The sequence below is a fragment of the Streptomyces caniscabiei genome (assembly GCF_014930365.1).
GTDB classification, from domain to species: domain Bacteria; phylum Actinomycetota; class Actinomycetes; order Streptomycetales; family Streptomycetaceae; genus Streptomyces; species Streptomyces caniscabiei.
Map to the genome: position 1 here is coordinate 172,076 of NZ_JABXWI010000009.1, position 26,760 is coordinate 198,835.

General features: G+C 69.9%; 22 protein-coding genes and 3 tRNA genes. 6 read left to right on the plus strand and 19 right to left on the minus strand.

What is annotated here, in order from left to right; translation table 11 throughout:
* Positions 1-163 precede the first annotated feature (163 nt).
* The 4 genes from HW837_RS25015 to HW837_RS25030 form a co-directional block, all read right to left on the minus strand.
* The gene (locus HW837_RS25015) at positions 164-2,098 is read right to left on the minus strand and encodes an ABC transporter ATP-binding protein (protein WP_093789190.1); all 1,935 of its coding nucleotides are present in this window, start codon (positions 2,096-2,098) and stop codon (positions 164-166) included.
* Positions 2,098-3,831, minus strand: coding sequence for an ABC transporter ATP-binding protein (locus HW837_RS25020; protein WP_045557736.1), 1,734 nt, complete (start codon positions 3,829-3,831; stop codon positions 2,098-2,100). Before HW837_RS25020 ends, HW837_RS25015 begins: the two co-directional genes overlap by 1 nt.
* A 138-nt stretch (positions 3,832-3,969) precedes the next feature.
* Positions 3,970-5,424 carry an FGGY family carbohydrate kinase gene (locus HW837_RS25025; protein ID WP_078853407.1) on the minus strand — a complete coding sequence of 485 codons (1,455 nt, stop codon included), beginning with the start codon at positions 5,422-5,424 and terminating at the stop codon, positions 3,970-3,972.
* Positions 5,425-5,503: 79 nt separating this feature from the next.
* Complete coding sequence (locus HW837_RS25030) at positions 5,504-5,809, minus strand: hypothetical protein (RefSeq protein WP_045557412.1); 306 nt, start codon at positions 5,807-5,809, stop codon at positions 5,504-5,506.
* Positions 5,810-5,984: 175 nt separating this feature from the next.
* On the opposite strand from HW837_RS25030, the gene HW837_RS25035 reads away from it, so the two are divergent.
* The 4 genes from HW837_RS25035 to HW837_RS25050 all read left to right on the plus strand — a co-directional run bounded on the left by HW837_RS25035 (position 5,985) and on the right by HW837_RS25050 (position 7,322).
* Positions 5,985-6,057: transfer RNA gene (locus tag HW837_RS25035), tRNA-Asn, on the plus strand.
* Between the two features lie 6 nt (positions 6,058-6,063).
* A tRNA-Asn gene (locus tag HW837_RS25040) sits at positions 6,064-6,139 on the plus strand.
* 184 nt (positions 6,140-6,323) lie between these two features.
* Positions 6,324-6,397, plus strand: a tRNA-Ile gene (locus HW837_RS25045).
* Between the two features lie 763 nt (positions 6,398-7,160).
* Positions 7,161-7,322, plus strand: a complete 162-nt coding sequence (locus tag HW837_RS25050; protein ID WP_159040880.1) for a hypothetical protein — start codon at positions 7,161-7,163, stop codon at positions 7,320-7,322.
* Positions 7,323-7,474: 152 nt separating this feature from the next.
* Here HW837_RS25050 and HW837_RS25055 read toward each other — a convergent pair whose 3' ends face one another.
* The 15 genes from HW837_RS25055 to HW837_RS25125 all read right to left on the minus strand — a co-directional run bounded on the left by HW837_RS25055 (position 7,475) and on the right by HW837_RS25125 (position 22,695).
* A complete protein-coding gene (locus tag HW837_RS25055) occupies positions 7,475-8,647 on the minus strand; it encodes an XdhC family protein (RefSeq protein WP_045557411.1) in 1,173 nt (390 codons plus the stop codon).
* Positions 8,648-8,797: 150 nt separating this feature from the next.
* The gene (locus HW837_RS25060) at positions 8,798-10,993 is read right to left on the minus strand and encodes a xanthine dehydrogenase family protein molybdopterin-binding subunit (RefSeq protein ID WP_193380062.1); all 2,196 of its coding nucleotides are present in this window, start codon (positions 10,991-10,993) and stop codon (positions 8,798-8,800) included.
* Positions 10,990-11,970 carry an FAD binding domain-containing protein gene (locus tag HW837_RS25065; protein WP_093789192.1) on the minus strand — a complete coding sequence of 327 codons (981 nt, stop codon included), beginning with the start codon at positions 11,968-11,970 and terminating at the stop codon, positions 10,990-10,992. The genes HW837_RS25060 and HW837_RS25065 overlap by 4 nt, the downstream gene beginning before the upstream one ends.
* Positions 11,971-11,982: 12 nt before the next feature.
* Entirely contained in the window at positions 11,983-12,624 is a 642-nt protein-coding gene (locus HW837_RS25070; protein WP_093789193.1) for a (2Fe-2S)-binding protein, read from the minus strand.
* Between the two features lie 78 nt (positions 12,625-12,702).
* Positions 12,703-13,401, minus strand: a complete 699-nt coding sequence (locus tag HW837_RS25075) for an SDR family oxidoreductase (RefSeq protein ID WP_045557407.1) — start codon at positions 13,399-13,401, stop codon at positions 12,703-12,705.
* A gap of 109 nt (positions 13,402-13,510) precedes the next feature.
* The gene (locus HW837_RS25080) at positions 13,511-14,071 is read right to left on the minus strand and encodes a PaaI family thioesterase (protein ID WP_045557406.1); all 561 of its coding nucleotides are present in this window, start codon (positions 14,069-14,071) and stop codon (positions 13,511-13,513) included.
* Positions 14,068-15,702: an MFS transporter gene (locus HW837_RS25085; RefSeq protein WP_078853406.1), complete on the minus strand. Its 1,635-nt coding sequence runs from the start codon at positions 15,700-15,702 to the stop codon at positions 14,068-14,070. The genes HW837_RS25080 and HW837_RS25085 overlap by 4 nt, the downstream gene beginning before the upstream one ends.
* Positions 15,703-15,858: 156 nt before the next feature.
* Complete coding sequence (locus HW837_RS25090; protein WP_045557405.1) at positions 15,859-16,692, minus strand: enoyl-CoA hydratase/isomerase family protein; 834 nt, start codon at positions 16,690-16,692, stop codon at positions 15,859-15,861.
* Positions 16,689-17,309, minus strand: a complete 621-nt coding sequence (locus HW837_RS25095) for a class I SAM-dependent methyltransferase (protein WP_045557404.1) — start codon at positions 17,307-17,309, stop codon at positions 16,689-16,691. Before HW837_RS25095 ends, HW837_RS25090 begins: the two co-directional genes overlap by 4 nt.
* 57 nt (positions 17,310-17,366) lie before the next feature.
* Positions 17,367-18,026, minus strand: a complete 660-nt coding sequence (locus HW837_RS25100; protein ID WP_045557403.1) for a response regulator — start codon at positions 18,024-18,026, stop codon at positions 17,367-17,369.
* A complete protein-coding gene (locus HW837_RS25105; RefSeq protein WP_159040879.1) occupies positions 18,005-18,169 on the minus strand; it encodes a hypothetical protein in 165 nt (54 codons plus the stop codon). Before HW837_RS25105 ends, HW837_RS25100 begins: the two co-directional genes overlap by 22 nt.
* A 63-nt stretch (positions 18,170-18,232) precedes the next feature.
* Entirely contained in the window at positions 18,233-19,462 is a 1,230-nt protein-coding gene (locus tag HW837_RS25110) for a low temperature requirement protein A (protein WP_193380061.1), read from the minus strand.
* A 62-nt stretch (positions 19,463-19,524) separates the two neighbouring features.
* Entirely contained in the window at positions 19,525-20,376 is an 852-nt protein-coding gene (locus HW837_RS25115; RefSeq protein WP_193380060.1) for an alpha/beta fold hydrolase, read from the minus strand.
* A 56-nt stretch (positions 20,377-20,432) separates the two neighbouring features.
* Positions 20,433-21,248 (minus strand): oxidoreductase, encoded by an 816-nt coding sequence (locus tag HW837_RS25120; protein ID WP_193380059.1) that lies wholly within the window; start codon positions 21,246-21,248, stop codon positions 20,433-20,435.
* A gap of 436 nt (positions 21,249-21,684) precedes the next feature.
* Positions 21,685-22,695, minus strand: a complete 1,011-nt coding sequence (locus HW837_RS25125) for an alpha/beta fold hydrolase (protein WP_196789370.1) — start codon at positions 22,693-22,695, stop codon at positions 21,685-21,687.
* A 616-nt stretch (positions 22,696-23,311) separates the two neighbouring features.
* Here HW837_RS25125 and HW837_RS25130 point away from each other — a divergent pair.
* Positions 23,312-23,890 carry a TetR/AcrR family transcriptional regulator gene (locus tag HW837_RS25130; protein WP_045557399.1) on the plus strand — a complete coding sequence of 193 codons (579 nt, stop codon included), beginning with the start codon at positions 23,312-23,314 and terminating at the stop codon, positions 23,888-23,890.
* Positions 23,891-25,273: 1,383 nt separating this feature from the next.
* Positions 25,274-26,710 carry a carboxylesterase family protein gene (locus HW837_RS25135; protein WP_045557398.1) on the plus strand — a complete coding sequence of 479 codons (1,437 nt, stop codon included), beginning with the start codon at positions 25,274-25,276 and terminating at the stop codon, positions 26,708-26,710.
* Positions 26,711-26,760: the final 50 nt, after the last annotated feature.

Consider the following 26,760-nt stretch of genomic DNA (forward strand, 5'->3'; position numbering starts at 1 on the left):
CCCGCGCCCCTGAAAAGCAGGGGCTGCGCCCCGTGCTTTTCAGGCCCGCAGGGCCGTGGTCGTTCAGGCCCGCAGGGGCCTGGTCTTTTAGGGGCGCGGGGAACTGCGCGACCAGCCCCCACCGGCCCGCACCCGACAACGCACCCCAACCAGCCCCCACCCCTCAGTCCACCTCGGCCACCGCCTCCGCGAACTGCGCCCGATACAGCCGCGCATACGCCCCACCCGCCGCCAACAACTCCTCGTGCGCCCCCTGCTCCACGATGGAACCGTTCTCCATCACCAGGATCGTGTCGGCGTCCCGGATCGTCGACAGCCGGTGCGCGATCACGAACGACGTCCGCCCGTGCGCCAGCTTCGCCATCGCCTTCTGGATCAGCACCTCCGTACGCGTGTCCACCGAGGACGTCGCCTCGTCCAGCACAAGGATCACCGGATCCGACAGGAACGCCCGGGCGATCGTGATGAGCTGCTTCTCACCCGCGCTCACCCCGGTCCCCTCGTCGTCGATCACCGTGTCGTACCCGTCCGGCAGCGTCCGGATGAACCGGTCCGCGTGCGCGGCCCGAGCCGCCTCCTCGATCTCCCCCCGCGTCACCTTCCGCGCGGCCGACGCCCCGTACGCGATGTTCTCCGCGATGCTTCCCCCGAACAGCCAGGTGTCCTGGAGCACCATCCCTATCCCGTCCCGGAGTTCGTCCCGGGACATGGACGCGACATCGACCCCGTCGAGCGTGATCCGCCCCCCGGTGACCTCGTAGAACCGCATCAGCAGGTTGACCAGCGTGGTCTTCCCCGCCCCCGTCGGCCCCACGATCGCCACCGTGTGCCCCGGCTCGACGACCAGCGACAGGTCCTCGATCAGCGGCTTGTCGGGCTCGTACCGGAAGGACACCCCCTCCAGCGCCACCCGCCCCCGCAGTTCCTCGGGCCGTACGCCGGGCACCGCGTCGGCCTCCTGCTCCTCCGCGTCGAGCAGTTCGAAGATCCGCTCGGCGGAGGCGACCCCCGACTGCACCAGGTTCGCCATGGACGCGACCTGCGTCAGCGGCATCGAGAACTGCCGCGAGTACTGGATGAAGGCCTGCACATCACCGATGGACAGCGCGCCCGTGGCGACCCGCAGCCCGCCCACGACCGCGACCAGCACATAGTTGATGTTGGAGACGAAGAGCATCAGCGGCTGCATGATCCCGCTGTTGAACTGGGCCTTGAAGCCGGCCTCGTACAGCCGCTCGTTCTCCTCGGCGAACTGCTGCGCCGACTCCTCCTGCCGCCCGAACACCTTCACGAGCGTGTGTCCGGTGTACATCTCCTCGATATGGGCGTTGAGCTTGCCCGTCACCCGCCACTGCGCCACGAAGTGCGGCTGCGACCGCTTGCCGACCCGCGTGGCCACCAGGAACGACACCGGCACGGTCACCAGCGCGACCAGCGCCAGCAGCGGCGACACCCAGAACATCATCACCAGTACGCCGATGATGGTGAGCAGCGAGTTGACGAGCTGCCCCATCGACTGCTGCAACGTCTGTCCGATGTTGTCGATGTCGTTGGTCGCCCGGCTCAGCACCTCCCCGCGCTGCCGCTTGTCGAAGTACGACAGCGGCAGCCGTGAGAGCTTCGCCTGGAGCTGTTCGCGCATGTGGTAGACGGTCCGGTTGATCGCCCGGTTGGAGAGCCGGGTGGCCACCGCCATCAGCAGGCCCGCGACCAGGAAGATGCCGAGGGCAACCAGCAGCACCGCGCCGACGGCCTCGAAGTCGATGCCCTTGCCCGGCGTGAAGTCCGTGCCCGACAGCATGTCGGCGACCGCGCCGTCCCCGCGCTCCCGCATGGCCTGAAGGACCTCGGCCTTGGTGGCGCCCTCCGGCATCTCCCGCCCGACGACCCCCGCGAAGACCAGGTCGGTCGCGCGGCCGAGGATCCAGGGCCCCAGCACCGACAGCCCGACGCTGAGCACCGCGCACAGGACCATCGCGTACATCGTGAACCGCTCGGGCCTGAACTGCGCCAGCAGCCGCTTCCCGGAGCCCTTGAAGTCCATGGAGTGCTGATCGGGTGCCCCGGCCCCCGCCATCCGTGCCAACGGCCCGGCCATCAGGCTGCCTCCGCTTCCGTGAGCTGGGAGAGGACGATCTCCCGGTACGTCTCGTTGTCGGTCATCAGTTCGTGGTGACGTCCGGTGCCGACGACCCGGCCCTCGTCGAGGACGACGATCCGGTCGGCGTCCCGGATGGTCGCCACCCGCTGGGCCACGATCACCACGGTCGCGTCGGCGGTCTCCCGCGCCAGCGCCGCCCGCAGCGCCGCGTCGGTCGCGTAGTCCAGCGCGGAGAAGGAGTCGTCGAACAGATAGATCTCCGGCCGCTGCACCAGCGTCCGCGCGATGGCGAGCCGCTGCCGCTGCCCGCCGGACACGTTCGTCCCGCCCTGCGCGATGGGGGAGTCCAGCCCGTTCTCCAGCCGCTCCACGAACTCCTTGGCCTGCGCCACCTCCAGCGCGTGCCACAGCTCCTCGTCGGTGGCGTCCGGATTGCCGTACCGCAGGTTCGTCGCCACGGTCCCGGAGAACAGATACGGCTTCTGCGGCACCAGCCCCACCGTCCTCGCCAGCAGCTTCGGATCGAGCGTGCGTACGTCGACGCCGTCCACCAGCACCTCGCCCTCGGTGACGTCGAACAGCCGGGGGACGAGCCCCAGCAGCGTCGACTTCCCGCTGCCCGTGGACCCGATGACGGCGGTCGTCTCACCGGGCCGCGCGACGACCTCGATGGACCTGAGCACCGGCTCCTCGGCCCCCGGATAGCGGAACCCCGCCCCCCGGACCTCCAGGAACCCGTGGCGCCGCAGCTCCCGTACGGGCTCGACCGGCGGCACCACACTCGTGTCAGTGTCCAGCACCTCCTGGATGCGCTCGGCACACACCTCGGCGCGCGGCATCATCATGAACATGAAGGTGGCCATCATCACCGCCATGACGATCTGCATCAGATAGGCGAGGAACGCGGTGAGCGCGCCGATCTCCATGCCGCCGCTGTCGATCCGATGGGCGCCGAACCACACCACCGCGATCGACGACAGATTGATCACCGTCATCACGATCGGGAACATCAGCGCCAGCATCCGCCCGGTCCCCAGCGACACATCCGTCAGCTCGACGTTCGCCTTCCGGAACCGGTCCTTCTCGTAGTCGTCCCGCACGAAGGCCCGGATCACCCGGTTACCGGTGATCTGCTCCCGCAACACCCGGTTCACGGTGTCCAGCCGCTCCTGCATCGTGCGGAACAGGGGGCGCAGCCGGCGCACGATCAGGCTGACGGAGATCCCGAGCACCGGTACGACGGCGAGGAGCACCCCCGACAGCGGCACGTCCAGCCCGAGCGCCAGCACGATGCCGCCGACGCACATGATCGGCGCCGACACCACCAGCGTGAACGTCATGAGGACCAGCATCTGGACCTGCTGCACGTCGTTCGTCGTCCGCGTGATCAGCGACGGGGCCCCGAAGTGACCGACCTCACGCGCCGAGAACGACTGCACTCGGTCGAACACGGCGGCCCGGATGTCCCGGCCGACCGCCGACGCGGTGCGGGCGCCGTAGTACACGGCCCCGATGTTGCAGACGACCTGCACCAGCGAGATACCGATCATCAGCGCGCCGAAGGACAGGATGTAACCCGTGTCCCCCTCCACCACGCCCTCGTCGATGATGTCCGCGTTCAGCGTGGGCAGATACAGCGTGGCGCACGTCTGCACGAACTGCAGCAGCACCAGCAGGGTGATCGGTGTCCGGTAGGGACGGAGATGACTTCTCAACAATCGTATGAGCACGCGAGATCTCTCGGAGTCGAAGACGGGGTTCTGGACGCACCACCCCCCATCGTCGAACACTCCACCCGCGTTACCTCAACCGAATTAACCCAACGGTGAGGAATCGATGGCCGAACCTTGCCGGTGAGACCGGGACGCTCAGGTCCGGAACGCCCCGGGATGCGTCTGTTCCCGGACCGCCACGTACTGCTGCCGCACCGCCTGCCCCACCGCCAGCTCGTCCCCCGGCTCCAGCACCTGGGCCGCCGCCCCCGGCCACATCGGCGGAGTACGCGGATCGAGCGCCCCCTGCGAGACCCCGAGCGCCCACGCGGCCTGCCGGGCCGCGCCCACCGCCGCGTAGTCCGCCGGCTGCGGCACCACCACCTGCACCCCGAAGAGCGCCGGCGCCGCCGCCTGCACGGCCGGCAGTTCCGCCGCCGCGCCCAGCAGGAAGATCCGCCGTACGTCCACGCCCCGCCCCCGCAGCACGTCCAGCGCGTCCGCGAGCCCGCACAGCATGCCCTCGAACGCGGCCCGCGCGAAGTGCTCCGGCTTCATCGACTCCCGCCGCAGGCCGGCCAGCGTCCCCGCCGTGTGCGGCAGGTTCGGCGTCCGCTCGCCCTCCAGGTACGGCAGCATGACCAGCCCGTGCGACCCCGGCGTCGACTTCATCGCCAGGTCGGACAGCGCCTCCAGATCGGCGACACCCAGCAGTTCGGTGGCCCCGCGCAGGGTCCGTACGGCGTTCAGCGTGGTGACCACCGGCAGATGCATCCCCGTGGCGTCGGCCAGCGAGGTGATCATCCCGGAGGAGTCGACGAGCGCCTGGGTGTGGACGGCCATGACGGACCCGGAGGCCCCCAGCGACACCACCGCGTCCCCGAGCCCGATACCGAGCCCGAACGCGGCGGCCATGGTCTCGCCGGTGCCGGCGGAGATGAGGAGCCCCTCCGGCGTCGTACCGGCGGCGTCCGAGGGACCCAGCACCTCGGGAAGCATCACCTGATGCCCGAGCGCCATCTCCACGAGGTCCGTCCGGTACTGCCCGGTCGCCGCGTTCCAGTACCCGGTCCCGGAGGCCCCGCCCCGGTCCGTAGTCCTCCTGACCGGTCGCCCCAGCAACTGCCAGACCAGCCAGTCGTGCGCCTGGAGCAGTACGGCCGTCCGCATCGCGGCATCAGGCTCGGTACGGCTCATCCAGCGCAGCTTGGTCACCGGCTGGGCGGCCCCCGGCACACAGCCGACGGCTTCCGCCCACGCCCCTCGCCCGCCGAGCGCGTCGACGAGGTCGGCCGCCGCGACCTGGGTCCGCCTGTCGCCGCCGACCATCGCCGGACGCACGGTGTTGCCCTGCGCGTCCAGCGCGATCAGCCCGTTCTGCTGGGACGAGACCCCGATCGCCTGCACACCCTCCAGCAGCCCGCCGCCGGCCGCCTCGCCCAGGGACAGCAGCCAGGCCTGCGGATCGACGTCGGAGGGACGCCCCCCGCTCTCCGCCGGCTCCAACGGGTGCGGGGCATACCCCTGCCTGAGCACGGCCCCTGTGTCCGAGTCACAGACGACAATGCGCGTAAAATCGGGCGAACTGTCCAGCCCGGCGACTATCCCCATGGCGGAAATTCTGCCGCACGGGAAGGGGTGAGAGCGCCGCACGGTGGTCCGGTCGGCGCAATACGGCCCCGGGTCCCGGCTACGTGTTGCTCGTGCCCCAATCGTCCCCGGCCGAGCCGTTGGCGTTGCGTTCCCGCAGTGAGCGGACCCGCTCGGCGACCAGATCGGGCATACGGTCACCCACCTTCTCGCTGACCACGTGGTAGGCCTTGCCGGCGTAGACCCGCCCCTGCTGGGCGGCCGACTCGGCGGTGTTCCGCACGGCGGGGTTCTGTGCGACCTGCCGCGCCGACTTCTTCAACTGCTCGTAGCGTTCGCGACCGGCCTTCGTGCCGAGCACGTACCCCAGGGCCAGTCCGGCAAAGAACGTGAGCCGATAGCGCATGGCGGCCACCCTTCCTTATACGTCTGCGTCGGTCCCTAGCGTCGCGCTGCGCGGCGACGGGCGCGGGGGATACCGATTGGCGGAGCACCCCCCTGCTTGCGCTAATGTATGTGTCGCAGCGAGCGCACGCCCCCTGGCGAATACCCAGGGAGGTACGTTCGATGCAGCGAGGCAATCCTCCGTAGCTCAATTGGCAGAGCAGCCGGCTGTTAACCGGCAGGTTACTGGTTCGAGTCCAGTCGGGGGAGCTTCGATCTTCCGTAGCTCAATTGGCAGAGCAGCCGGCTGTTAACCGGCAGGTTACTGGTTCGAGTCCAGTCGGGAGAGCCATCGAGCAAGGACCGAGGAAGGACCCCGTGGGGGTCCTTTTTCATGTCCGGGGGAACCGCGTGTGCCGCGCCGGGGTCCTCAAGGTCAAGAAGCGCATGCGAAGGCCGACCATCCGAAGCAGGAGATCGTATGAGCGGCTATGCTGCGGCAGACGGCGCGCACACATGTACGCGACACGCCGTACGGGGCGGTAGCTCAGCCGGTTAGAGCAGCGGACTCATAATCCGTCGGCCGTGGGTTCGAGTCCCACCCGCCCCACTTCAGCAGGGCTCTGACCTGCGGAAACGTTCATTTTGTCCTGGCGGAGCGTCAACTTCGCCTGAACGGACTGAATCCGCTGCTCGTGAGCTTGGGATCTCGCCGGTCCCGTGGTGCTCGGAAGTGTATTGATCGCTCTGACCTGCGACGGAACAGGAATTCAAGCCTGTCGTCGGCCTCCAAGTCCGCTGCCCCGGGGGCTCGAAGCCACAGTCCAGGGACCAGACAGGGACCAAGACGGCGCCGACACCATGCGTCGCGTGTGTGGGATCCAGGGTCGGGGCGCTTCTCATCCGCTGGCTGTGGGCCGTCGCCCGCGATGTATCCGGTCGGGCGCCGGGCGCACCGGGCGTAGTGAATGGTGGTGAGTCTTGGTGCTGCCAGTGGTGGGACGGCGCGTGTCGGACGGCGTGGCCGATCGGTGATCCCGGGTATTGAGAGTCCCTGCGCTGGAGAGTGGTGGTCGCCACTGCCGCTCAGTGACCGCGGGGCCGTCGAGCGCCCTGGGCTGTCCGGAAACGGCCCGAACAGAGAACGGCCCCTCCGGGAGCATTCGCTGGCTGTCGGGCCGTCGGGATCGAGTGTGGTTGAGGTGATCGGACAGGGGGCTTGGTGACGTCGATGAGTGCTGCGCCCTTGTAGACGGGGTAACGCTCGGTGATGGCCTTCTCGTAGGTGTCGCCGTAGTCGCCCAGCGGTTCGGGGCCGGGGTTGAGGTAGTCGGCCGCCCGTGACCTTCTCGAACTCGAAGGGGATGCCGTAGATGATCTCGGTGCCGGGGGTGATCTCCACGGTCGGGGTCATGTGGGCGAGCGGGATCGGGGCGCCGGTGGGCAGGTCGGACTTGGCGCCCGCGGCGACGATCTCCGCGGTGGTCTCCGGCATGGCGAGCACGGGGACGCCGAGGCGGGCCGCGCCCTGGTAGTGATCCGGGCGTGGTGGCGTCCGGGTTGTCCTCGGAGGCGGTGTGGCTGTGGATGTGTACCTGACCCCTGTCGACGACTGTGATGGTGCCGTTCATGGCTGCTCCTGACGAAGGTCGGGGCAGAGGACTGCGGAGAAGGGGCAAAGAGGTGTTCACCCGGCCCGGGCAGGGTCACGCTGCGCTTCGAGCTGCCTTGAAGGCCCTGGGTTCGCAGGGCCGGAGCGGTGGATGGGTCCGGTGCCGTCGGACAGGGGCAGGCCGGGGGCCCGGTGGCTGTGGGCGATGATCTCCGCGGTGATGGATATGGCCGTCTCCTCGGGAGTGTGGGCGCCGAGGTCGAGGCCGATCGGGGAGTTGAGGCGGGCGAGTTGTGCTGTCGAGACGCCGGCCTCGCGCAGACGCTGGTCGCGGTCCGCGTGGGTGCGGCGGGAGCCCATCGCACCGATGTATCCGACGGGGAGACGCAGCGCCAGGCTCAGTAGGGGGATGTCGAATTTGGCGTCGTGGGTGAGGACGCAGATGGCGGTGCGGGCGTCCGCCTCGGTGGCTGCGAGGTAGCGATGGGGCCAGTCGACGACGACTTCGTCGGCGTGCGGGAAGCGGGCTGTGGTGGCGAAGACGGGGCGGGCGTCGCAGACGGTGACGCGGTAGCCGAGGAAGCTTCCGGCCTGGCTGAGGGCGGCGGCGAAGTCGACGGCGCCGAAGATCAGCATGCGGGGCGGTGCGGCGTGGGTGTGGACGAGGACCGAGAGCTTGGTGGGACAGGTGTCGGGGTCCCCGCCGACTTCGGTTCTGGCGGTGCGTCCTGCTCTGAGCAGGGCGCGGGCCTGTGCCGCGACTGCTCGGTCCTCGTTCTCGCCGCCCAGGGTGCCGTTGTACGCGCTGCCGTCCCCGAGGAGGGTGAGGGTGCGGCCGAGGTGTTCGTCGGGGCCGTCGACGATCTGGGCCACGGCGGCGGGTCTGCCCCGTACCGCTTCTTCGAGGGCGTCGGCCAGGTGGGGTTGGGCTGTCGGTTCGATGCGTTGGACCAAGACGTCGATCTCGCCGCCGCAGGTCAGGCCGACGGCGAAGGCGTCAGCGTCGGAGTAGCCGAACCGGGTGCGGGCGGGGAGGCCGTGGTCCTGGAGCACCTGTTGGCACTGGTCGTAGACAGCTCCTTCCACGCAGCCGCCGGAGACGCTGCCGACCACCTGGCCGTCGGCGTTGACCGCGAGGGCGGTGCCGGGTGGCAGGGGTGCGCTGCCGCTGGTCTGGATGACGGTGGCGAGGGCGAAGGGGCGGGCTTCGCGGCACCAGGCGTGCAGCGTGTCGGCGATGTTCAGCATGGACGGGTCTCTCGTGGGGGACGTGGTGTTGGGCGGGCCGCCGCAGCGTCGGGCGGGGGAGAGGTGACACTGCGGCGGCCCTGGTGTCCGGCGGTGGGCCGCTCACCTGCCGCCGGACGGTCGGAGGGGTGCCCAGGGGCACCTTGGTGCTCAGAGCAGGGCTTCTGCGGTGATGGGCAGTTCGCGGATACGGCGGCCGGTGGCGTGGAAGACGGCGTTGGCGATGGCGGGTGCCACGCCGACCTGGACGATCTCTCCCAGGCCTTTGACGCCGATGGGGTCGGCCTCGCGGTCGTCTCCGTCGAGGTAGATGGCCTTCAGGTCGGGGACGTCGGCGTTGACGGGGACGAGGTAGTTGGCGAGGTCGGCGTTGACGATGCGGCCGTCGCGGTGGTCGGTGACCGTGTGTTCGAGGAGGGCTTGGCCGATGCCGCCGACCATGCCGCCGAGGGCCTGGCTGTCGGCGAGTTTGGGGCTGATGATGCGGCCCGCGTCGTAGACGCCGAGCATCCGCCGGACCCGGACCAGCCCCAGCCGGGCGTCGACACCGACCTCGGCGAAGACCGCGCCGTAGGCGAACAGGGAGTGCCGTTCCGGTCCTGTGGGCCGGGTGAAGGATCCCATCGCTTCGAGGTGGGTGCGTTTGTTGCGGGTCAGGAGTTGCCGGTAGGTCTCGCCGCGTGTGGGGTTGTTCTTCGCGTGCAGTCGGCCGGCGCGGACGACGACGTTGTCGGGGTCGACGCCGTGCAGTGGCGACTTGTCGTCCTCGACGGCGAGCCTGATGGCTTGCTTGCGCAGTTTGTCGCAGCCGTCCTGGACGGCCGATCCGACGCTGGCCATGGTCCAGGAGCCGCCGTGCGGCGGGGCGGGCGGCATGAGGGAGTCGCCGAGGCGGAAGGTCACCTTGCCCATCGTCAGGCCGAGGGCGTCTGCGGCGAGTTGTGTGTTGGAGGTGTAGGTGCCCGGGCCCATGTCGCTGGCCGCGGACTGGACGAGTGCGGTGCCGTCGGCGTTCAGCCTGACCGACGCCTGGGCGTCCTGGCGGGCCGTGTCGTAGACGCCGGTGGCCATGGCGGTGCCGATCAGCCAGTCGCCGTCCCGGGTGGAGCGTGGTTTCGGGTTGCGGCGGTGCCAGCCGAACTCGCGGGCGCCGACGGTGTAGCACTCGCGCAGCTTGCGGGTGGAGAACGGCAGCCCGCTGGACTCGTCCTCGCCGGGTTCGTTGCGTAGCCGCAGCTCGATCGGGTCGATGCCCAGCTTGTGGGCGAGTTCGTCCATCGCCGACTCGATGGCGTAGGAGGCGGTGGTGTATCCGGGGCCGCGCATGAACAGCGGGGTGTGCACGTCCAGGGGTACTGTCCGGTACTCCTGGCTCACGTGGGGCATGCTGTACAGCATCTGCCCCGGGACCAGCACGGACTCCATGAACGTCTCGTACGACGACGTCTCGGCGCGCACGCCGTGGGTCATGGCGGTCAGGCGGCCGCGCCGGTCGCTGCCCAGGCGGACCGCGTATTCGTACGTGGGCCGGAAGCCCGTTCCGAAGTACAACTGCTTGCGAGTAAGGGCGAGTTTGACGGGGCGTTTCGTCTCGCGGGCGGCGAGGGCCGCGATGGTGACGTGCGGCCAGGCCCGCAGCCCGCTGCCGAAGCCGCCGCCGACGAACGGCGAGATGACGCGCACCGACTCCGGCGCGACACCGAACACCACGGCGAGTTCTATCTGGGTGCCGAAGACCCACTGGGTCTTGTCCCACACGGTGAGCTTGTCGCCGTCCCAGCGGGCGGTGGTGGCGTGCGGCTCCATCGCGTTGTGGTTGTTGCGGGCGAGGTGGTAGGTCATCTCCATGCGGACGGCGGCGGAGTCCAGTGCCTTGTCGGCATCGCCCCGCGCGTATTTCTGGGGCTCGCCTGCCGGTGCGTGGGCCATGTCGGTCGACGGCTGCTCGGCGTCGTAGGTCACCTTCACCAGACTGGCGCCGTGCTGGGCGGCCTCCAGCGTGGTGGCCACGACGACGGCGACCGGCTGCCCGTGGAAGAGGACCTTGTCGTCCTGGAAGACGTGCAGCCGCTCGCCGGGCGGGGCGACCGGGAGCGGGTTGCGCTGGTAGGGCAGTTTGGGGGCGTTGAGGTGGCTGATCACCTTCAGGACGCCGGAGTGGGCGAGGGCGGCGCGGGTGTCGATGCCGGTGATGCGGCCCCGGCCGATGCTGCTGTCGACGACGACCGCGTGCACGGCTCCGTCGATGTCGTGGTCGACGGCGTACTTCGCCCGACCGGTGACCTTCAGCCGGCCGTCCACCCGGGAGAGCGGGGTGCCGACGGCTGCCTGCGGCTGCGGACTCATGCGGTGCCTCCTACGATGCGCAGCTGGCGCTCGACGGTGCGTTTGAGGAGTTCGGTCTTGAAGCGGTTGTGCTCCAGGGGGCGCGCTCCGTCCGCCGCTCGTTCGGCGGCCTGTGCCCACAGGGCTTTCGAGGGGCGTTCGCCGATCAGGTGCCGCTCGACGGCGGGCAGCTTCCACGGCACGGTGCCGACGCCTCCCGCGGCGACCTTCGCCTCGCGGATCACCCCGCCGCGGATGTGCAGGGCGACGGCCGCGGAGGTGAGGGCGAACTCGTAGGACTGCCGGTCGCGGACCTTCAGGTAGCCCGACTTCAGCGGGCGCGGAAGGGCCGGGATCTCCACTGCGGTGATCAACTCGCCTTTTCGCAAGGCCTGTTCACGATTCGGGGTACTGCCGGGCCGCAGCAGAAAGTCCGCGAAGGCGACGCTGCGCTCCCCGTCCGGGCCGAGCAGGTGCACTGTCGCCTCCAGCGCGGCGAAGGCCACGGCGACGTCGGAGGGGTGAGTGGCCACGCACTGGTCCGAGGACCCCAGGATCGCGTGGGTGCGGTTGAAGCCTTCCAGTGCCGCGCACCCGCTGCCCGGCTCACGCTTGTTGCACGCGGCCGTCACATCGCGGAAGTACGTGCACCGGGTGCGCTGCATGATGTTGCCGCCGATGGTGGCCATGTTCCGCAACTGGGCTGATGCGCTCAGCTCCAGCGCCTCGGAGATGACCGGGTGGAGAGCGCGGACCTTGGGATGGGCGGCGGCCTCGGCCATCCGCACCAGGGCGCCGATGCGCAGGCCCCCGCGCTCGGTGACCGTGACCTTGCGCAGCGGCAGCGCGCTGATGTCCACCAGCGTGGCGGGGCGTTCGACGGTCTCGCGCATCAGGTCGAGGAGGGTGGTACCGCCGGCGATGTAGCGCCCGCCGCGCTGCCCGGCCGCGAGTGCGCTCCGGGTGTCTGCGGCCTTGGTGAAGGAGAAGGGATACACGGTGGCCGGGCCTCATTTCCCGCGTGCGGTCTGCTCGACCGCCCGCACGATCTTCACGTAGCAGCCGCAGCGGCAGATGTTGCCGCTCATCCACTCCCGGATCTCCTCGGCGGAGTCCGTGTGGCCCTCCTCGACGCAGCCGACGCCGGACATGATCTGACCCGGCGTGCAGAACCCGCACTGGAAGGCGTCCTGGTCCACGAACGCCTGTTGCAGCGGGTGCAGTCGGTCGCCGTCGGCCAGGCCCTCGATGGTGGTGACCTCGGCGCCGTCCAGGCGCACGGCCAGCGTCAGGCAGGAGTTGACCCGCCGTCCGTCGACCAGAACCGTGCAGGCCCCGCAGGCACCGGCGTTGCAGCCCTTCTTCGTGCCGGGCAGGCCGAGCTGCTCGCGCAGCAGGTCCAGCAGCGAGGTCCGGTTGTCGATCACGGCGATGCGCCGCTCACCGTTCACGGTCAGCGAGACCCGACCGCTGGGTGGAGATTCGGAGGCGGCCGCCTCCTCGGCACCGGACAGAGAGGCTCCCGCAGCCAGGCCGCCCGCCATCACGGCGCCACCGACGGCGGTCGTCGTGGCGATGAACGTTCGTCGGGACGGGGGCGACGGCTGCCCTTTGGGGGGAGGGCCGTATGACTTGGGAAGTTCGGTGGACATGGCCACTCTCTTCGTTCGGCGACGGTTTGGGCGGAGGGAACGGTGGTCTCACTCATTGGCATACGGGTCGAGCGTCGGTCAGGGCAGCTGCGGGTACAGCGCGGCGACGCCTCCGGCCAACCCGCCCTGAACCTGGCGGCTGATGTCGTCGACGACGATCTCGTAGGCGCCGTCGGCGAGGCCGTCGGCGGCGAGGCGGGCGACGTCGGCGGGGGCGGTCTTGGGCGCGGTGACCGTGCTGGTCATGTCGGTGTCCATGTAGCCGACGTGCAGCCCGGCCACCCGGATGCCCTGGTCGGCCAGTTGGAGGCGCAGGGCGTTGGTGAGCGACCACTGTGCGGACTTGGCGGCGCAGTAGGCGCCGATGTCCGGGAAGCTGAACCAGGACAGGGCGGACAGGATGTTCAGGACGGCACCGCCGCCGCCCGCCGCGATCTGCGGTGCGAAGGCCCGGACCACCGAGAGGGTGCCGAAGAAGTTGGTGTCCATGTCCCGGCGGATGTCGTCCGGGTCGCCGGTGAGCAGGTCGGCGCCGGTGGATATGCCGGCGTTGTTGATCAGGACGGTGACGTCACCCGTGGCCTTGGCGGCGGCCGCGACGGAGGCGGGGTCGGTGATGTCGAGCGCGATCGGTGTGACGCCGGGCAGGTCAACCTGGTCGGGGTTGCGGGCACCGGCGTAGACGGTCGCGCCGCGGCTGAGCAGTTCGGCGGTGAGCGCGCGGCCGAGGCCCCGGTTGGCTCCGGTGACTAGGACGGTGCTGGCGGAGAGGTCCATGAAAGCTCCTGGTGCTGTGGTGCAGGTGCTGAATGAGGGGATGGAGTACTGGTCGGATAGGGGCGGCAGGCTCTGTCTTCTGTCTGTCTGTCTGCCGGTCCGGGGTGGGTCAGGCGGTCGGGCCGGTGCCGTGGGCAGCGTGGTGACTGGTGCGAGCGGGCTGTCGGCCGTCGGCCCGGAAGATCAGGCACGTGGTGGTGGCGTGGGCGAGCAGCCGACCGGTGAGGTCGGTGACCGTGGCGGTGGCATAGGCGCTACTGCGGCCGACATGGACAGCCGTGCCCTCGCAGCGGATGCGGCCGGTGTCGACGGTGACCGGGCGCAGGAAGGTGATGGTGAGGCCCTGCGTGGTGTAGCCGGTTCCGGCGGGGAGGCGGGTGAAGACGGCGGCGCCCAGGGCGTTGTCGGCGAGAGTCGCGAGGACGCCGCCGTGGACGGTGCCGAGCGCGTTGTAGTGCCATTCCGCGGGGGTCAGCTCGAACACGGTGCGGCCCGGTTCGATCTCGAGGGGTTCGATGGCGAGGGTGTCCATGGCCGGCGGGGTCGGGAGCGTTCCCTCGCCGATTCCCCGCAGCACCTCAAGGCCGCTCATCTGCCCGATGGCCTCGGCGGTCGGGCGGGGATCCTGCCAGGTGTAGGCGCGGTGCCGAGGGGTGGGGTGCGTGCTCATGAGGCGGTGGGGGTGGTCGTGGGGGCGGGCATGCGCGTTCCGTTCTGGTGGGGGCGGTTGTGTACGGAGGTCAGGGCCACGACGGCGGCGGCGAGGAAGACGGCCGCGGTGACGGCCAGGCCGGCGTGTACGCCGGAGGTGAAGGCGTCCTCGATCGCCGCGCGCACGGCGCCGGGCGGCGCGGTGGTGCCGGTCGTCCCGGAGGCGACGGCCTGCTCGACGGGTGCGCGGGCGGCGGCGGGCACGCCGTGCGCGGCGAGTTGCCGGGGCAGGTCCGCGGTGACGCGGTCGGCGAGCAGTGAGCCGAGCAGCGCGGTGCCCATGACCGCGCCGACCTGCCGGGCGGTGTTGACGGCGCCGGAGGCCATGCCCGCGCGTTCAGGGGCGACGCTGACCAGCGCGGCGGCTGTGCTGGGCGCGATGACCAGGCCGGATGCGGCACCGAACAGGGCGAACAGCGGCCAGACCCTGGCGTAGGGGGTGTCCGCGCCGACCGTGGTCAGACCGAGAACGGCGAGGGCGCCGAGCAACAGACCGACCGTCAGGGGTGCCTTGAAGCCGGTACGCCGGATCACTCTGCCGGTGAGGAACGCCGAGACGACGTAGACGCCGAACAGGGGCAGCATGCGCCAGCTGGTGTCCAGCGCGCTCAGGTGCTGGACGTTGTTGTAGAACATCACCACGAGGACGGCCACGCCGGTGAAACCGAACAGCGACACCGCGGCGATGACCATCACGGCACTGAACGAGCGCGAGGCGAACAACCGGACGTCGAGCATCGGCGCCGCCACCCGCAACTCCACGGCGACGAACACCACCGCGCCGACCGCGGCCGCGACCCAGGCGGCGAGGACGGGACCAGCGGTGTACCCGTCCTGGCCGCCCTGGATGAGGGCGTGGACGAGACTCGCGATCGTGAGGGTGCCCAGCAGGGCGCCAGCCACGTCCAGGCGGCCGTCGGGGGCCAGGGACTCCGCGGCGAACGGGACCGCGACCAGCAGCGTGATCACACCCAGGACGGTGTTCGACACGAACACCGCGTGCCAGCTGAAGCGGTCCAGCAGGAGACCGGCGAGCAGCGGGCCGACGGCCAGGCCGATGCCCGACGACGCCGCCCACACGGTGATCACCTCGGTCCGCCGCTGCGGATCGGCGAAGGCCGCGCCCAAGAGAGCCAGACTGTTGGGCAGGATGAGCGCGCCGCCGACACCGGAGACCAGCTGCGCGACGATCACCGTGGCAGTGGTGTCGGCGGTCGCGGCCAGCACGCCTCCCGCGATCATGATCACCACGCCGACGCAGAACATCCGCTTGCGGCCCAGGAGGTTGCCCAGGGTGCCGGCCGACAGCACCAGCGCGGCCACCACCAGCGTGTACGCGCTGGGGATCCAGACCAGCACGCCTGGGCCGACGTGCAGATCGGCCTGGATCGCCGACAGCGCCGAGATCGTGGCGGTGACGAGCAGGAACGTCATCATCACGCCCAGGCACATCGCCATCAGCGTCAGAAGTTCCCTGCGCCGTACGGCGGTTCCTCTGCCTGTTCCCGCCCGGTGGCCGGCCCTGCCGCCCGGCAGTCGGTCCGCAGCCGACGGAGAGGTGCCGGAGGCGGGGACATGGTCCCTGGTCATGGAGGTCCTTCTGCGTTTCGCATGGAAGTGGGGGATCAGATGCGGGACGCACTCGTCGGAGGTGCGCTGCGGCGAGCACTGGTGACGGGTTGTCGTCCGCGTGACACCGGCCCGCCGCCGCACCATCCGCCCGGCGTCTTCGTGCGCAGGCGGTGGCTATGCCTGCTGGTTCGCGATGCCGAGGTAGTCGCCCAGGTTCCGCTCGATCTCCTCGACGCCGATCTCGGCGATGAGCTTGCCGAGTTGCGGGATGCGGGCCTGGAATCCCGGCCACGTGACCGACTCCGCGAAGTCCGCCCAGGACGCTCGCAGGTCGGCCACCGGCGGCAGGGTCGAACGGTTGATCTGTGCCTTGGCGCCGAGGACGGACGTCTTGTCGAAGGACGCGATGCGCGCCGCCACGCTGCTGACGAAGTCGTCGAGTTCGGTGTCCGGGACGGCCCGGGTCACCCATCCGTACCGCTCGGCGCGCTCGGCGTCGTAGTCATGCCCGGTGAGGACCGCTTCGAGCGCGCGGTCCCGTCCCAGCAGCCTGGCCAGACGGTCGCTGCCGCCACCACCGGGCACGATGCCGATCGCGACCTCGGGCTGGCAGAAGACCGCTTCCTCACGGCTGGCGTAGCGCAAGTCGAAGGCCAGGGTGATCTCGTCCCCTCCGCCCCGCGTGCGTCCTCGGATGGAGGCGATGCTGATGAACGGGGCGTTGCTCAGGCGGGTGACGAGCTCGACCCAGGTCGGAGTCCCCTCCGCGTTGTTGAGCGCCAAGAGGTCGGGCACCTGGGCGAGATCGGCGTGGTTGTAGAAGTATCCGGGCGTGTCGCTGTCGAAGACGACTACCTGAACCTGCTCGTCCTGGCTCAACTCGTTGACGATATCGAGCAGTTGGACGACGGTGTCCGCGCCGACGACGTTCACCGGCGGATTCGAGAAGGTGACCCTGCGGATCTTCGGCGCGACGATCTCGATCTTGAACATGCTGTGCTGGGTCATGTTGTGCTCCGGTGCTGAGGAGTTCGAGTGGGGGTGGGAAGTGGTGTTTGGGTCGGCGTCAGCGCGCGGTGCACGAACGCCGGCGGAAGGTTCGGCCATATGACCGGGCTGCGCTCCACGGTGGAGAACCGTGCGGTCAGCTCGGCGGCGAACCGACGGGCCGGGAGGGTCCAGGCCGCGTGGCAGTAGGCGAAGGTGCTGAACCGGCCGTCCGTGCGCAGTACGCCGGCCACGGCGTCGAGGATCCGGCGCTGCCGCCCGTGCGGCATGACGGTCCACGGCAGACCGGACACGATGACGTCGACCGGGCGTGGGACGAGTGTCGCCAGGTCCTCGGCGCTGCCCTGGACCACCTCGACGGGGCTGTCATCGGCGTACCGGTCCGTGAGCCGGCGGGCGAACGCCGGGTTGAGCTCGACCGTGATCAGCCGCGCGCCCGGAGCCAGCTGCCGCAGGATCGTTCCGGTGATCGCGCCGGTGCCGGACCCGAGTTCCACCACGACGTCGGCGCGGTGAAGGTCCAGACCGGCGGTCATGACCTTGGCGAGTGTGGGGGAGCTGGGCGCGACGGCGCCGGTGAGCCGGGGGCTGCGGAGGAACTCCCGCATGATCGACATGTCCAGAAGCTAGAAACCGACGGTGTCGTCGGGAGTCCTCCCGGCCGCCCGACCGTGTCATCCGCCAGGGCGAACCAGTCCGCTCTCGTAGGCCATGACGACGGCCTCTATCCGGTCGCGGATCTGGAGTTTGGTGAGGATGCGGGCCACGTGGGTCTTGACCGTGGTCTCGCCGAGGAACAGCTTCTCGGCGATCTCCGTGTTGTTCAGGCCGCGGGCGACCAGGGCCAGCACCTCACGCTCGCGGTCGGTCAGTATGGCGAGGCGCTTGTCGGTGAGGGGAGCGATGGCGCCCGTGACATACCGGTCGATCAGTCGTCGGGTCACCGAGGGGGCGATCATCGTGTCGCCGCGCAGCACGCCGCGCACGGCGACGAGCATCTCCGCGGCCGGTGTGTCCTTGACGAGGAAGCCGCCGGCTCCGGCACGCAGCGCCGCGTAGGCGTATTCGTCGCGGTCGCAGGCGGTGATGACCAGAACCTGTGTCTGCGGCAGTGCGGCGCGGACCTGCGCGGTGGCCGAGATGCCGTCGAGGCGCGGCAGCCGCACATCCATGAGGACCAGGTCCGGGCGCAGCGTGAGTGCCTTCGCCACGGCCGCCTCGCCGTCCCCGGCTTCGCCGACGACCGAGAGGTCCGACTGGCTGTCCACCACCATGCGCAGGCCGACCCGCATCAGCTCCTGGTCGTCACAGATCAACACACCGGCCTCCGCCATGGCGTCCCTCCTTCGTAGACCCGGTCGCCGGCGCGGGCACCGGCGTGGACGCCGTGCTCGCGCTTGAGGAGCCGGGCGGTGAGGTCCCGGCCCGGACGTCGGTCGGCACCGGTGGCGAGAACGGCGCTGGGGAAAAAGTCCATGGACAGCTCCTGGGTGATGGACGGATACGGCGCATGCAGCGGATCGGAAGGCGTGCTCGCGTCTCACCCGACCGGCCTGTCGCCGACCGGCCGGGACCGGGAGGCCGACCGCGGTGGCGCCGTAGGTCGGGGACGTGGGCGGCTTGAGGAGACCGGCTTCGCAGCGGCATCCCCGGGCGGGCGGCGGTCTTCGAGCGCGGCCAGCGTGACGACGGTCGCGGCGGCGATGACGGCCGCCAAGTAGGCGGGGGCCGTCGTCGTGACGGCGCATCCGAGGACCAGAGCGGACAGCGCGAGCAGCCGCGCCTTGGGCAGGTCGTCGAACAGGGTCCTGCCGTGCCACGTCTGCGCCCCGATGAAGAGGGCGGGCCCGCCGAACAGCAGCAGGTTTGTGGTGATGCCGGCGTGATGGGCGGGATGCGCGATGACGCGTTCGTCGCCTGCGGCGGCGGCGATCATCCCGGCGACGGAGACCATGAGGCTGTAGACGCCGCTGCGCCCCGCCCGGATCGGGTCCTCGGTCCGCTCGTAGTGGCGCACGATGTGCTCGGAGCGGCTGAAGAACAGCCAGAACAACGCGACCGTGCCGGTGAGCGCCACGCACGCGGTCAGCAGGGTCATCGGCGCGTACGGCGCCGTGCTGAGGGCGGTGCCGGTGGTCAGGATCGTCTCACCGAACGCGATGATCATGAACAGTCGGCCGCGCTCCAGCAGGTGGCCGCCGGCGAAGGTGACCTGTCGGGAGTCCAGCCTGCGGCCGGGCAGAGGATGCGCCGTCCAGGTGCCCGCCAGCTCGACCAGGGTCGCCGCGGCCCACCACGTCAGCCGCGCGCCTCCGTCGGCCGCCGCGCCGGTCAGCCAGAAGGGGGCGGCCGCGGCGAACCAGACCAGGACGCGGCGCCAATGCTCCTGCTCACGCCGGTCGAGGCCGACCGTGAGCAGCCATCCCGTCCGGCCGAGGTGAATCAGCAGGAAGGTGGCGACGAAGACCCACCCGGCGTCGCCGAAGGCACGCGGGATCGCGGCGTTCATGAACAGCCCCAGGAGCATGACCGTCAGCAGCATCCGCCGGGTTCGCGGGTCCTCGGCCGGGACGAGGGTCACCGCCCAGGTGGTGTACGCCCACGCCGCGTAGACGGCGAGGTAGAGCACGAGCGTCTGGGCGGCGCCGGTCCACGTCGGGTGCGCCAGCAGCTGATGCGACAGCCGGCCGATCGCGAAGACGAAGACCAGGTCGAAGAACAACTCCAGCGGCGTCACCTCCCGGCGCACCGGATCGCTGGTCGACTGCACGATGTATCTCCTAGGTCGGGCAGGCGCGGGGTCTGCCCGGTCTCCGGCGTCCGGGTGAGCGGTCAGTCGGCGAGGAAGGCCGTCACCTGGGCGGCGAAGTCCTTGGCATGCTGGAAGAGGAAGGCGTGGCCGGCGTCGCCGTAGACCACGAGGGTGGCGTCGGTCAGGTGCTGGACGGCGGTGTAGGCGGCCAGGGCGGGGATCATCGCGTCCTTCATGCCGGTCGCGTACAGGACGGGCTGCTTGATGGACGCGAGGTCCGCCTGCACCTGGTCGAAGGGAATCGCCGCGTCCTTGGCGATCGCGGCGATCTGCCCCATGGCCGCCGCCTCGGACACGCCGGGGATGCCGGTGGCCAGCCGGGTGGCCACCCTGGCGATGTGCTCGTACCCGGCGGCGCGTCCGGTGTCCGTATCGGGGAAGAACAGAAACACCAGGTCGTCCCCGGTGACCTCGGGCTTGGTCATGGTGGCCCGAACCTTGGGGTCCGGGTCCGGAGCGCCGGGCACCGTGCCGCCGGGGTTGGCGGCCGCCACGACCAGCTTGCGGACCAGGTCGGGCTGGGTGCGGGCGATGTGCTGGGCGACGGTGCCGCCCAGGGTCCAGCCGAGCAGGTCGACCTGCGGCAGGCCGAGGGCCTCGATGAACTCGACGGTGCCGTCGGCGAGTCCCTCGACGGAGTCATGTGGTGTGCCGGTGGTGTAGCCGGTGCCGACGTTGTCGAACACGATCACGTCGTGAGCGGCGGCCAGGCGGTCCAGGAGTTCGGGGTCCCACCAGTCGAGGGTGCCCCGGACCCGGTTGAGCAGGACCAGCGGGATGCCGCCCCGCGGGCCGATGCGTCGGTAGGTGAACGTCGCGGAGGGGCCGTCCGCGGTGAGGCCCTCGGCCGCGTCTGCCAGATAGGTAGTCATGACGAGCGTCGCTTTCTCGTTGCTGTGCCTCGTGGAGGGAAGTGAGCGCGCGGGTGTCAGACGGGCAGCCGGTTCATCTTGCGCAGCTGCTGGTCGAACACGCGGGTGGGGACGACGCGGCGCATGGTGCGGACGCGCCCGGTCATGGCACCGGCGGTGTAGCGCACCTTGGGCTTGGCGTCGGTGGCGGCCGCGACGATCTCCTTGGCGACGACGGCGGGGTCGTCGCCGTCCTTCACCGCGCCTGCCATGTACTCCTCGAAGAGCTGCCGCTGGCCGGCGTAGATGCCCAGGGGCTGGTCGGGGCGGACGCTGGCGGCGTCGAAGGCGGTGTTCGTCCAGGCGGGCTCGACGAGCAGGACCCGTATGCCGTATTCGCGGAGCTCGTGGTCGACGGACTCGGAGTAGCCCTCGACGGCGTGCTTGGAGGCGGCGTAGACGGCCATGTAGGGCTGCGGCATGAACCCGACGATGGAGGAGATGTTGATGATGCGTCCGCTGCGCCGGGCGCGCATGTGGGGCAGGACGGCGTTGGTCATGCGGATGACGCCGAAGACGTTGATGTCGAACAGGTACTGGGCCTGGGCGGCGGAGCACTCCTCGGCCGCGCCCGCCGAGCCGATGCCCGCGTTGTTGACCAGGACGTCGATCCGTCCGAACCGGTCGATCACCTCTCCGACCGCGTCGGTCACCGAATCATCGCTGGTCACGTCGAGGTCGAGGAAGGTCACGCCCTTCACGGGGGTGACGTGCGCGGTGTTACGGCTGGTGCCGACCACCTCGTAGCCCGCCGCGGCCAGCGCGAGGGCAGCCGCCTTTCCGATGCCGGAGGACGCACCCGTCACGAGGGCTACCGGACGTGTTGTTGCCATTGTGTGCTCCTGACTCATGGGACTGATGTCGTCTTGCGGGGTGAGGGGATCTCGGTGTCGGACGCGGATGACGGTCGTACCGAGGTCCGTCGCTGTCGCTGCAACACCCTCAATCGGTTTCATCAATGTATCAGCTTCTAAGTCACTCGCAACATCTAAGCATCAATTAAACAAGTATCCGTAGCGTTCGCGTATCCGCTACGGAGGGTCAGGGCGTCAACTCGTGCGGAGTGAGGCAGGCGAGGGCCGCCCGTGCCAACGGCGTGCCGCGGTGACAGCGCCCGCCGTGGGCCTGTATCGACCTGGTCGGCACCCAGTTGCACGGCGATACCCCGCCGGGTTCGGCTCCGGGCGGGGTATCGGGCGTGGGCTGCCGGTCGGCGGTCGGCGGTCGCCGTTCCTGCCGCCAGGGCGACCGTCTCGTGGCGAGGTGGTGTCAGCGGTCGAGGAAGGTGTTCACCTCGGTGCCGAACTTGACGGCGTACTGATAGAGGAAGCCATGGCCGGCGTCCGGGTAGATGTGCAGTTGGGCGTTGGGGAGGTGCTTGGCCAGCAGGTGGGAGTTCTTGGCGGGCATCAGCATGTCGCTCTCGCCGTCGGCGACCAGGACCGGCTGGAAGAGGGCCTTCAGGCGGACCAGCTTGGACTTGTCGGGGATGCCCCACTCGGACCACGCGGTGAGCTGGCGGTCGCGGGTGGCGAGGCTGGAGGGGGCGTCGTGGTCGGTGGTGCGCTGTCCGAGGCGCTGGAGGAACTCCTTCCCCGCGGCCTGGCTGGTGGCGGTGTTCTTGAAGAACAGGAAGAGGTAGTCCTCGGGGCCGGGGTTGTCCTTCAGGGTCCGCTGCAGGATGTCAGGGTCGGTCGCGCGCTGGTCGACTCCGCCCTGGGGGCCGGTGCCGGCCAGGACGACGCGGCGGACCTGCCAGGGGCGGCGCAGGGCGACCTCCTGGGCGACCTCGCCGCCGAGGGAGAAGCCGAACACGTCGTAGCGGGGCAGCTTGAGGGCGTCGATGAAGTCGATGGCGTCCAGGGCCATCTGCTGGACGGTGCTGGCGGTGGTGCCGGTGGAACCGCCGACGCCGACGTTGTCGACGAGGATGACTTCGCGCTTGGCGGCGATGGTGTCGATGAGCTTGGGGTCCCAGGCGTCGAGGTTGCCGCGGAAGTGCTGCAGGAAGACAAGGGGCACGCTGCCGGGGGTGGGGTGGCCGAAGCGGCGGTACTGGTAGGTGACGCCGTTGGTGGCCTCGACGCGCAGGTTGGGGGCGGTGCTGGCGCTCTCCGCGTTCTGTGTCCGGGTGGCCGAGTGCCGGGTGCCGCTGGAGCTGGGGCTCACGGCGTTGGCCATGGTCGGTGCTGTGGCCGCGACGGCCGCGACGACCGATATGCCGGCCAGCGCCATCGCGGTCCGCCGGGAGATACGGGTTCGTCGGTTGGTTGAGGACATGCCAATTCCTTGAGTCGGGCCGGAGGTTCCCCCGGCGCGTTGAGCCTGCTGTGCGCTCGACATGCGGATGTGCTGCTGGGGTGTGCGGGTGTGGGGCTACCGCCGACTCGGCGGCGTCGTGCGGCCGGGCCGCCCGCCGTTCGCGTCTGAAGGCCCCGATGGGTCCGCTGACCTCCCGCTCGGATGCGGACCGGAGGTCAGGGGCTGCGCGAAGGTGGGGGAGCCGAGAGCGACGACGCCGGTGAGCCGGAGGCGGCGAAGGGACTCCCGCATGATCGACATGTCCAGAAGCTAGGGATCGATAATGTCGTCGGGAGTCATCCCGGGCGCCGGACCGTGTCATCCGCCAGGGCGAACCAGTCGGCTCTCGCGGGCCACGGCGTCGGCCTCCGTCCGGCCGCGCCCGAAGGTTGGTCGTGGGTATGGCACTTTCATGGTCACGACCGGAGGGCGTCGGGCCCTCGGCTGTCGTGAGGCGTGCCGTGACCCCGTAGATGTATCATCGTCGCATCAGATTGAGGTGCATGCGCGGCAGGAGAGCATCAATTATCGGGATACCCGTAGCGTTCACGTATCCTCTAGGAGGACGAAAAACGCACTAGACAGGGAGACCGTTATGGGCCGACCGCTGCGGGCAGATGCCGAGCGCAGTGTGCGTGCGATTTTGGAGGCGGCCGAGCGGGTCCTCGCTGATGATGCCGGTGCCTCCATGGAGCAGATCGCCGAAGCGGCGGGGCTGACCAGGATCACGGTGCACCGGCGGTTCGCGAACCGGCAGGCGCTGCTGGAGGCGCTCGCCGTCTCCGCGAAGCAGCAGCTCCTCGATGCCATCGGGGAAGCCCGGCCCGACTCCGCTCCCGCGCTCGTGGCCCTGTACCGGGTGACCGCGAACGTCCTGCGGGTCAAGAGCACCTGGCGCTTCACCCTCAGCCACGCCACCCCCCACACCGAGACCGCGGCCGCCCTCTGGGCCGAGATCGACAGGTATACCGTCGAACTCCTGACCCGCGCGCAGAGGGAGGGAATCCTCGCCCCGGACGCGGACCTGGACTGGACGCGGCAGGTGTACTACGCGCTCCTGAGCGAAGCCCTCGACAGGCCCGGCACCGACCAGGACCCGGCCGCACAGGATCACGACGCGCTCGCCGCACTCGTCATCGACACACTCCTGCACGGCGCGGGCCCACACGTCTGAGACCCGGCACGGCAAACGCCACCGCCAGACGCGCACCAGGCCGAGACGCCCGCCACGGACGACGGCGACGCCCCGCGGCTGAGCCCTCCTTCCCGGATGTGGGCTGGCCGTGAGCGGAGTTGAACCGACGTGGAGAACCTTGTCGGAACGTCCGGCCGAGGACGTGCTCTCCGCGCGAGGGGAGGTGAACCGTACGGCGGCAGCTGTTTCTGCGGGTTACTCCGACCACCAGGGCGGAGCCTCTGCGAGGTGGAAGGGAAATCCGCTGCGCCATGGTTCGACCGTGCCCGTTGAGCAGGGGCGCCAGCCAGGATTCTGTAGTGGGCAGGCCTCTCAAGGAGCGGCAGGGACCGTGTAGGGACCGCAAGGACAGGAACCAACCGACAGGGACCGCGCAAAGCTGACAGAGATGCACGCGCCTGACCTGCAAGAACGCCTTCAATCGGCACTGATCGGCAAGGGCCGCCAAGATCCTCAATGGACTCATAATCCGTCGGCCGTGGGTTCGAGTCCCACCCGCCCCACTTTTGCAGGTCTCTGACCTGCGGAAACGTTCATTTTGTCCTGCCGGGGCGTCAACTTCGCCTGAACGGACTGAATCCGCTGCTCGTGGGTTTGGAGGCCGGCGGAGGTCGGGGGAGTTCCAGCCCCTCTGACCTGCGGCGGAGTAGGTGCTCGCGGTTACCGATCGTCGTTCGGGCCACTGCTCTGAGGGGCGATGCCAAGCCCCAGGGGCCGGGGCGGCGCGCTCGTGTCCAGTCGACGGTGTCTGCGGGGCGACTCGTTGTCCCATTAGCCGGTGTGCGGCAGGGCTGCCATCGTGCTGTGTAGACGCTGTCGCCCTCGCTGTGTTCCCTCTGCGATGACGTCCAGGGGTGGGGAAACTGCCCCAAGAGGAAACCGCCCGGTCAGGTTGATCGCCCTCTAGGGCAGAGCCTGCGGTTCGGCCGTCAGGCCGGTGCGACGGCCGACCCTGCACCGCTTCTAGGGCAGGTGCGGCCCCACGAGAGCGAACCTCAGAAGATCAACGCTTCTGTAGCCGACTCGCAATCCCTGGGCGAGGCCAGGAAGATCACCGTCCGATGCAGCAGCATGATCAGCGGCATGCTCGGGCCCGCGAGCTGCACCGGCTTACCTGGGCAAGTCGGCGTGTCGAGTCAGGGGACCCGCTGACGGCAGCGTCTCAGGTCGCCCTCGCCTGCTTGGCGACGGGCCAGGAGAAGAGGACGAGCAGGCAGGTGTCGCCTGGTGACCATCAGGTGACCGCTGTCCGCCCGACGATTTACCGGAGTCCAGGGAATGCTTGGGGAGCGCCACCGCGAGCGGTCAGCTGCCGACGCGCCGCGCAAAACACCCGAAACGCTCCGGAAGGAATCTCACGCCATGACTACGACCGCGCCCAAGGCCCCGACTGCACCAGGGGTGCGGTCCTGGTGGGGAATCCCGTACGCCACCGCCGAGCGGTATCGCCGCCCCGTGGTCGCGGACTTCGCTCCGGACCGACCCTATGACCGCAAGGGCGTCGTCTCTGTCCAGCCCGACAGCGGCGACTGGCTGGAAGCGGACAGCGGGATGGGCGAGAACTGTCTGAACCTGAACGTGTGGGCTCCCGAGCAGCCGGCCGGGACGGCGCTTCCGGTGGCCGTGTACATCCACGGCGGCGGATTCGAGTACGGCGCGAACACGCAGATCACGTCGAACGCCTCCGGTCTCGCCGCGTCGGGGCGCGTGGTGAGCGTGTCGGTCAACTACCGGCTCGGCGCCCTGGGCGCGCTCTCGCTCTCGCAGTACGGCGGGCGGCTCGCCGAGGTCAGCAACCTTTTCCTGCAGGACGTCATCGCCGCGCTGACCTGGGTCAAGCGGAACATCGCCCACTTCGGCGGCGACCCCGACCAGGTCACGGTCTACGGCCACAGCGCCGGCGCCTACTCCACCTTCGGTCTGCTCGGCGCCTCCTCCGCCGACGGCCTGTACCGGCGGCTGGCCGGGTTCTCCGGCGGGCCCGCTCGTAGCGTCCCGGCCTGGTGGGCCGAGGAGCTCGCGCACCTGTTCGTCACCGAACTCGGCGTAGCGGACAACCCGGAGAAGCTGCTCGACCTCGACGCGGTCTCCCTGAGGGACGCCCTGCGTAAGGTCGCCCCGACGGACCTCGGAGTCCGCGGCGGGGTGGACAACAAGGCCACCGGCGTCGTCCTGGACATCGGGCAGCCCGGCGCGGTGGTGCACGCCCATCCCATGGACGTCCTCGCCTCGGGGGCGCACCGCGATGTCGACGTGCTGCTGAGCATGGCGAGTGACGACATGGGGTGGTGGGTGGCGAACGACCTCGACCGTTTCGACCCGCACACCCTCGACCGCGTCGTCGACGAGGTCGCGGGGTGGCGTATTTCCCGCTCCCGCGCAAAGAAGATCGTCGACGCCTACGACCAGGGCGGCCGTACCCCGGCCGAGGTCCGCGCCGCGGTCATGGCGGACTACCTCTTCGCACTCCCGGCAGCCCGCGGCGCCCTGGCGCACGCCGCCGCGGGCGGCAACGCCCATCTCCTGATGATCGGGCCCGCCGAGGGCGCACCCGCCGTGCACGGCACCGAGATGTACGCCCTGGTCGGCCAGGAACAGCCGGGCCGCAGCGCCGAACAGGCCGAGCGTGACACGCGGATCCGCGACATCGTGCTCGACTTCGCCACCGGTGAACAGTCCCGTCTGTGGCCCGCTGTCACGGACAAACCCACCTCGGGAAGCGTCGGCAACCCGCCCTTCGAAGCCACGGCCCACTACCAGCAGACCCTCGGCCTGTGGGAGGGCATCGACCGTCCTTGACGGCTGGCGGGACGCCATCCGGAACAGCGCACCAGGGGGCGAAACAGAGT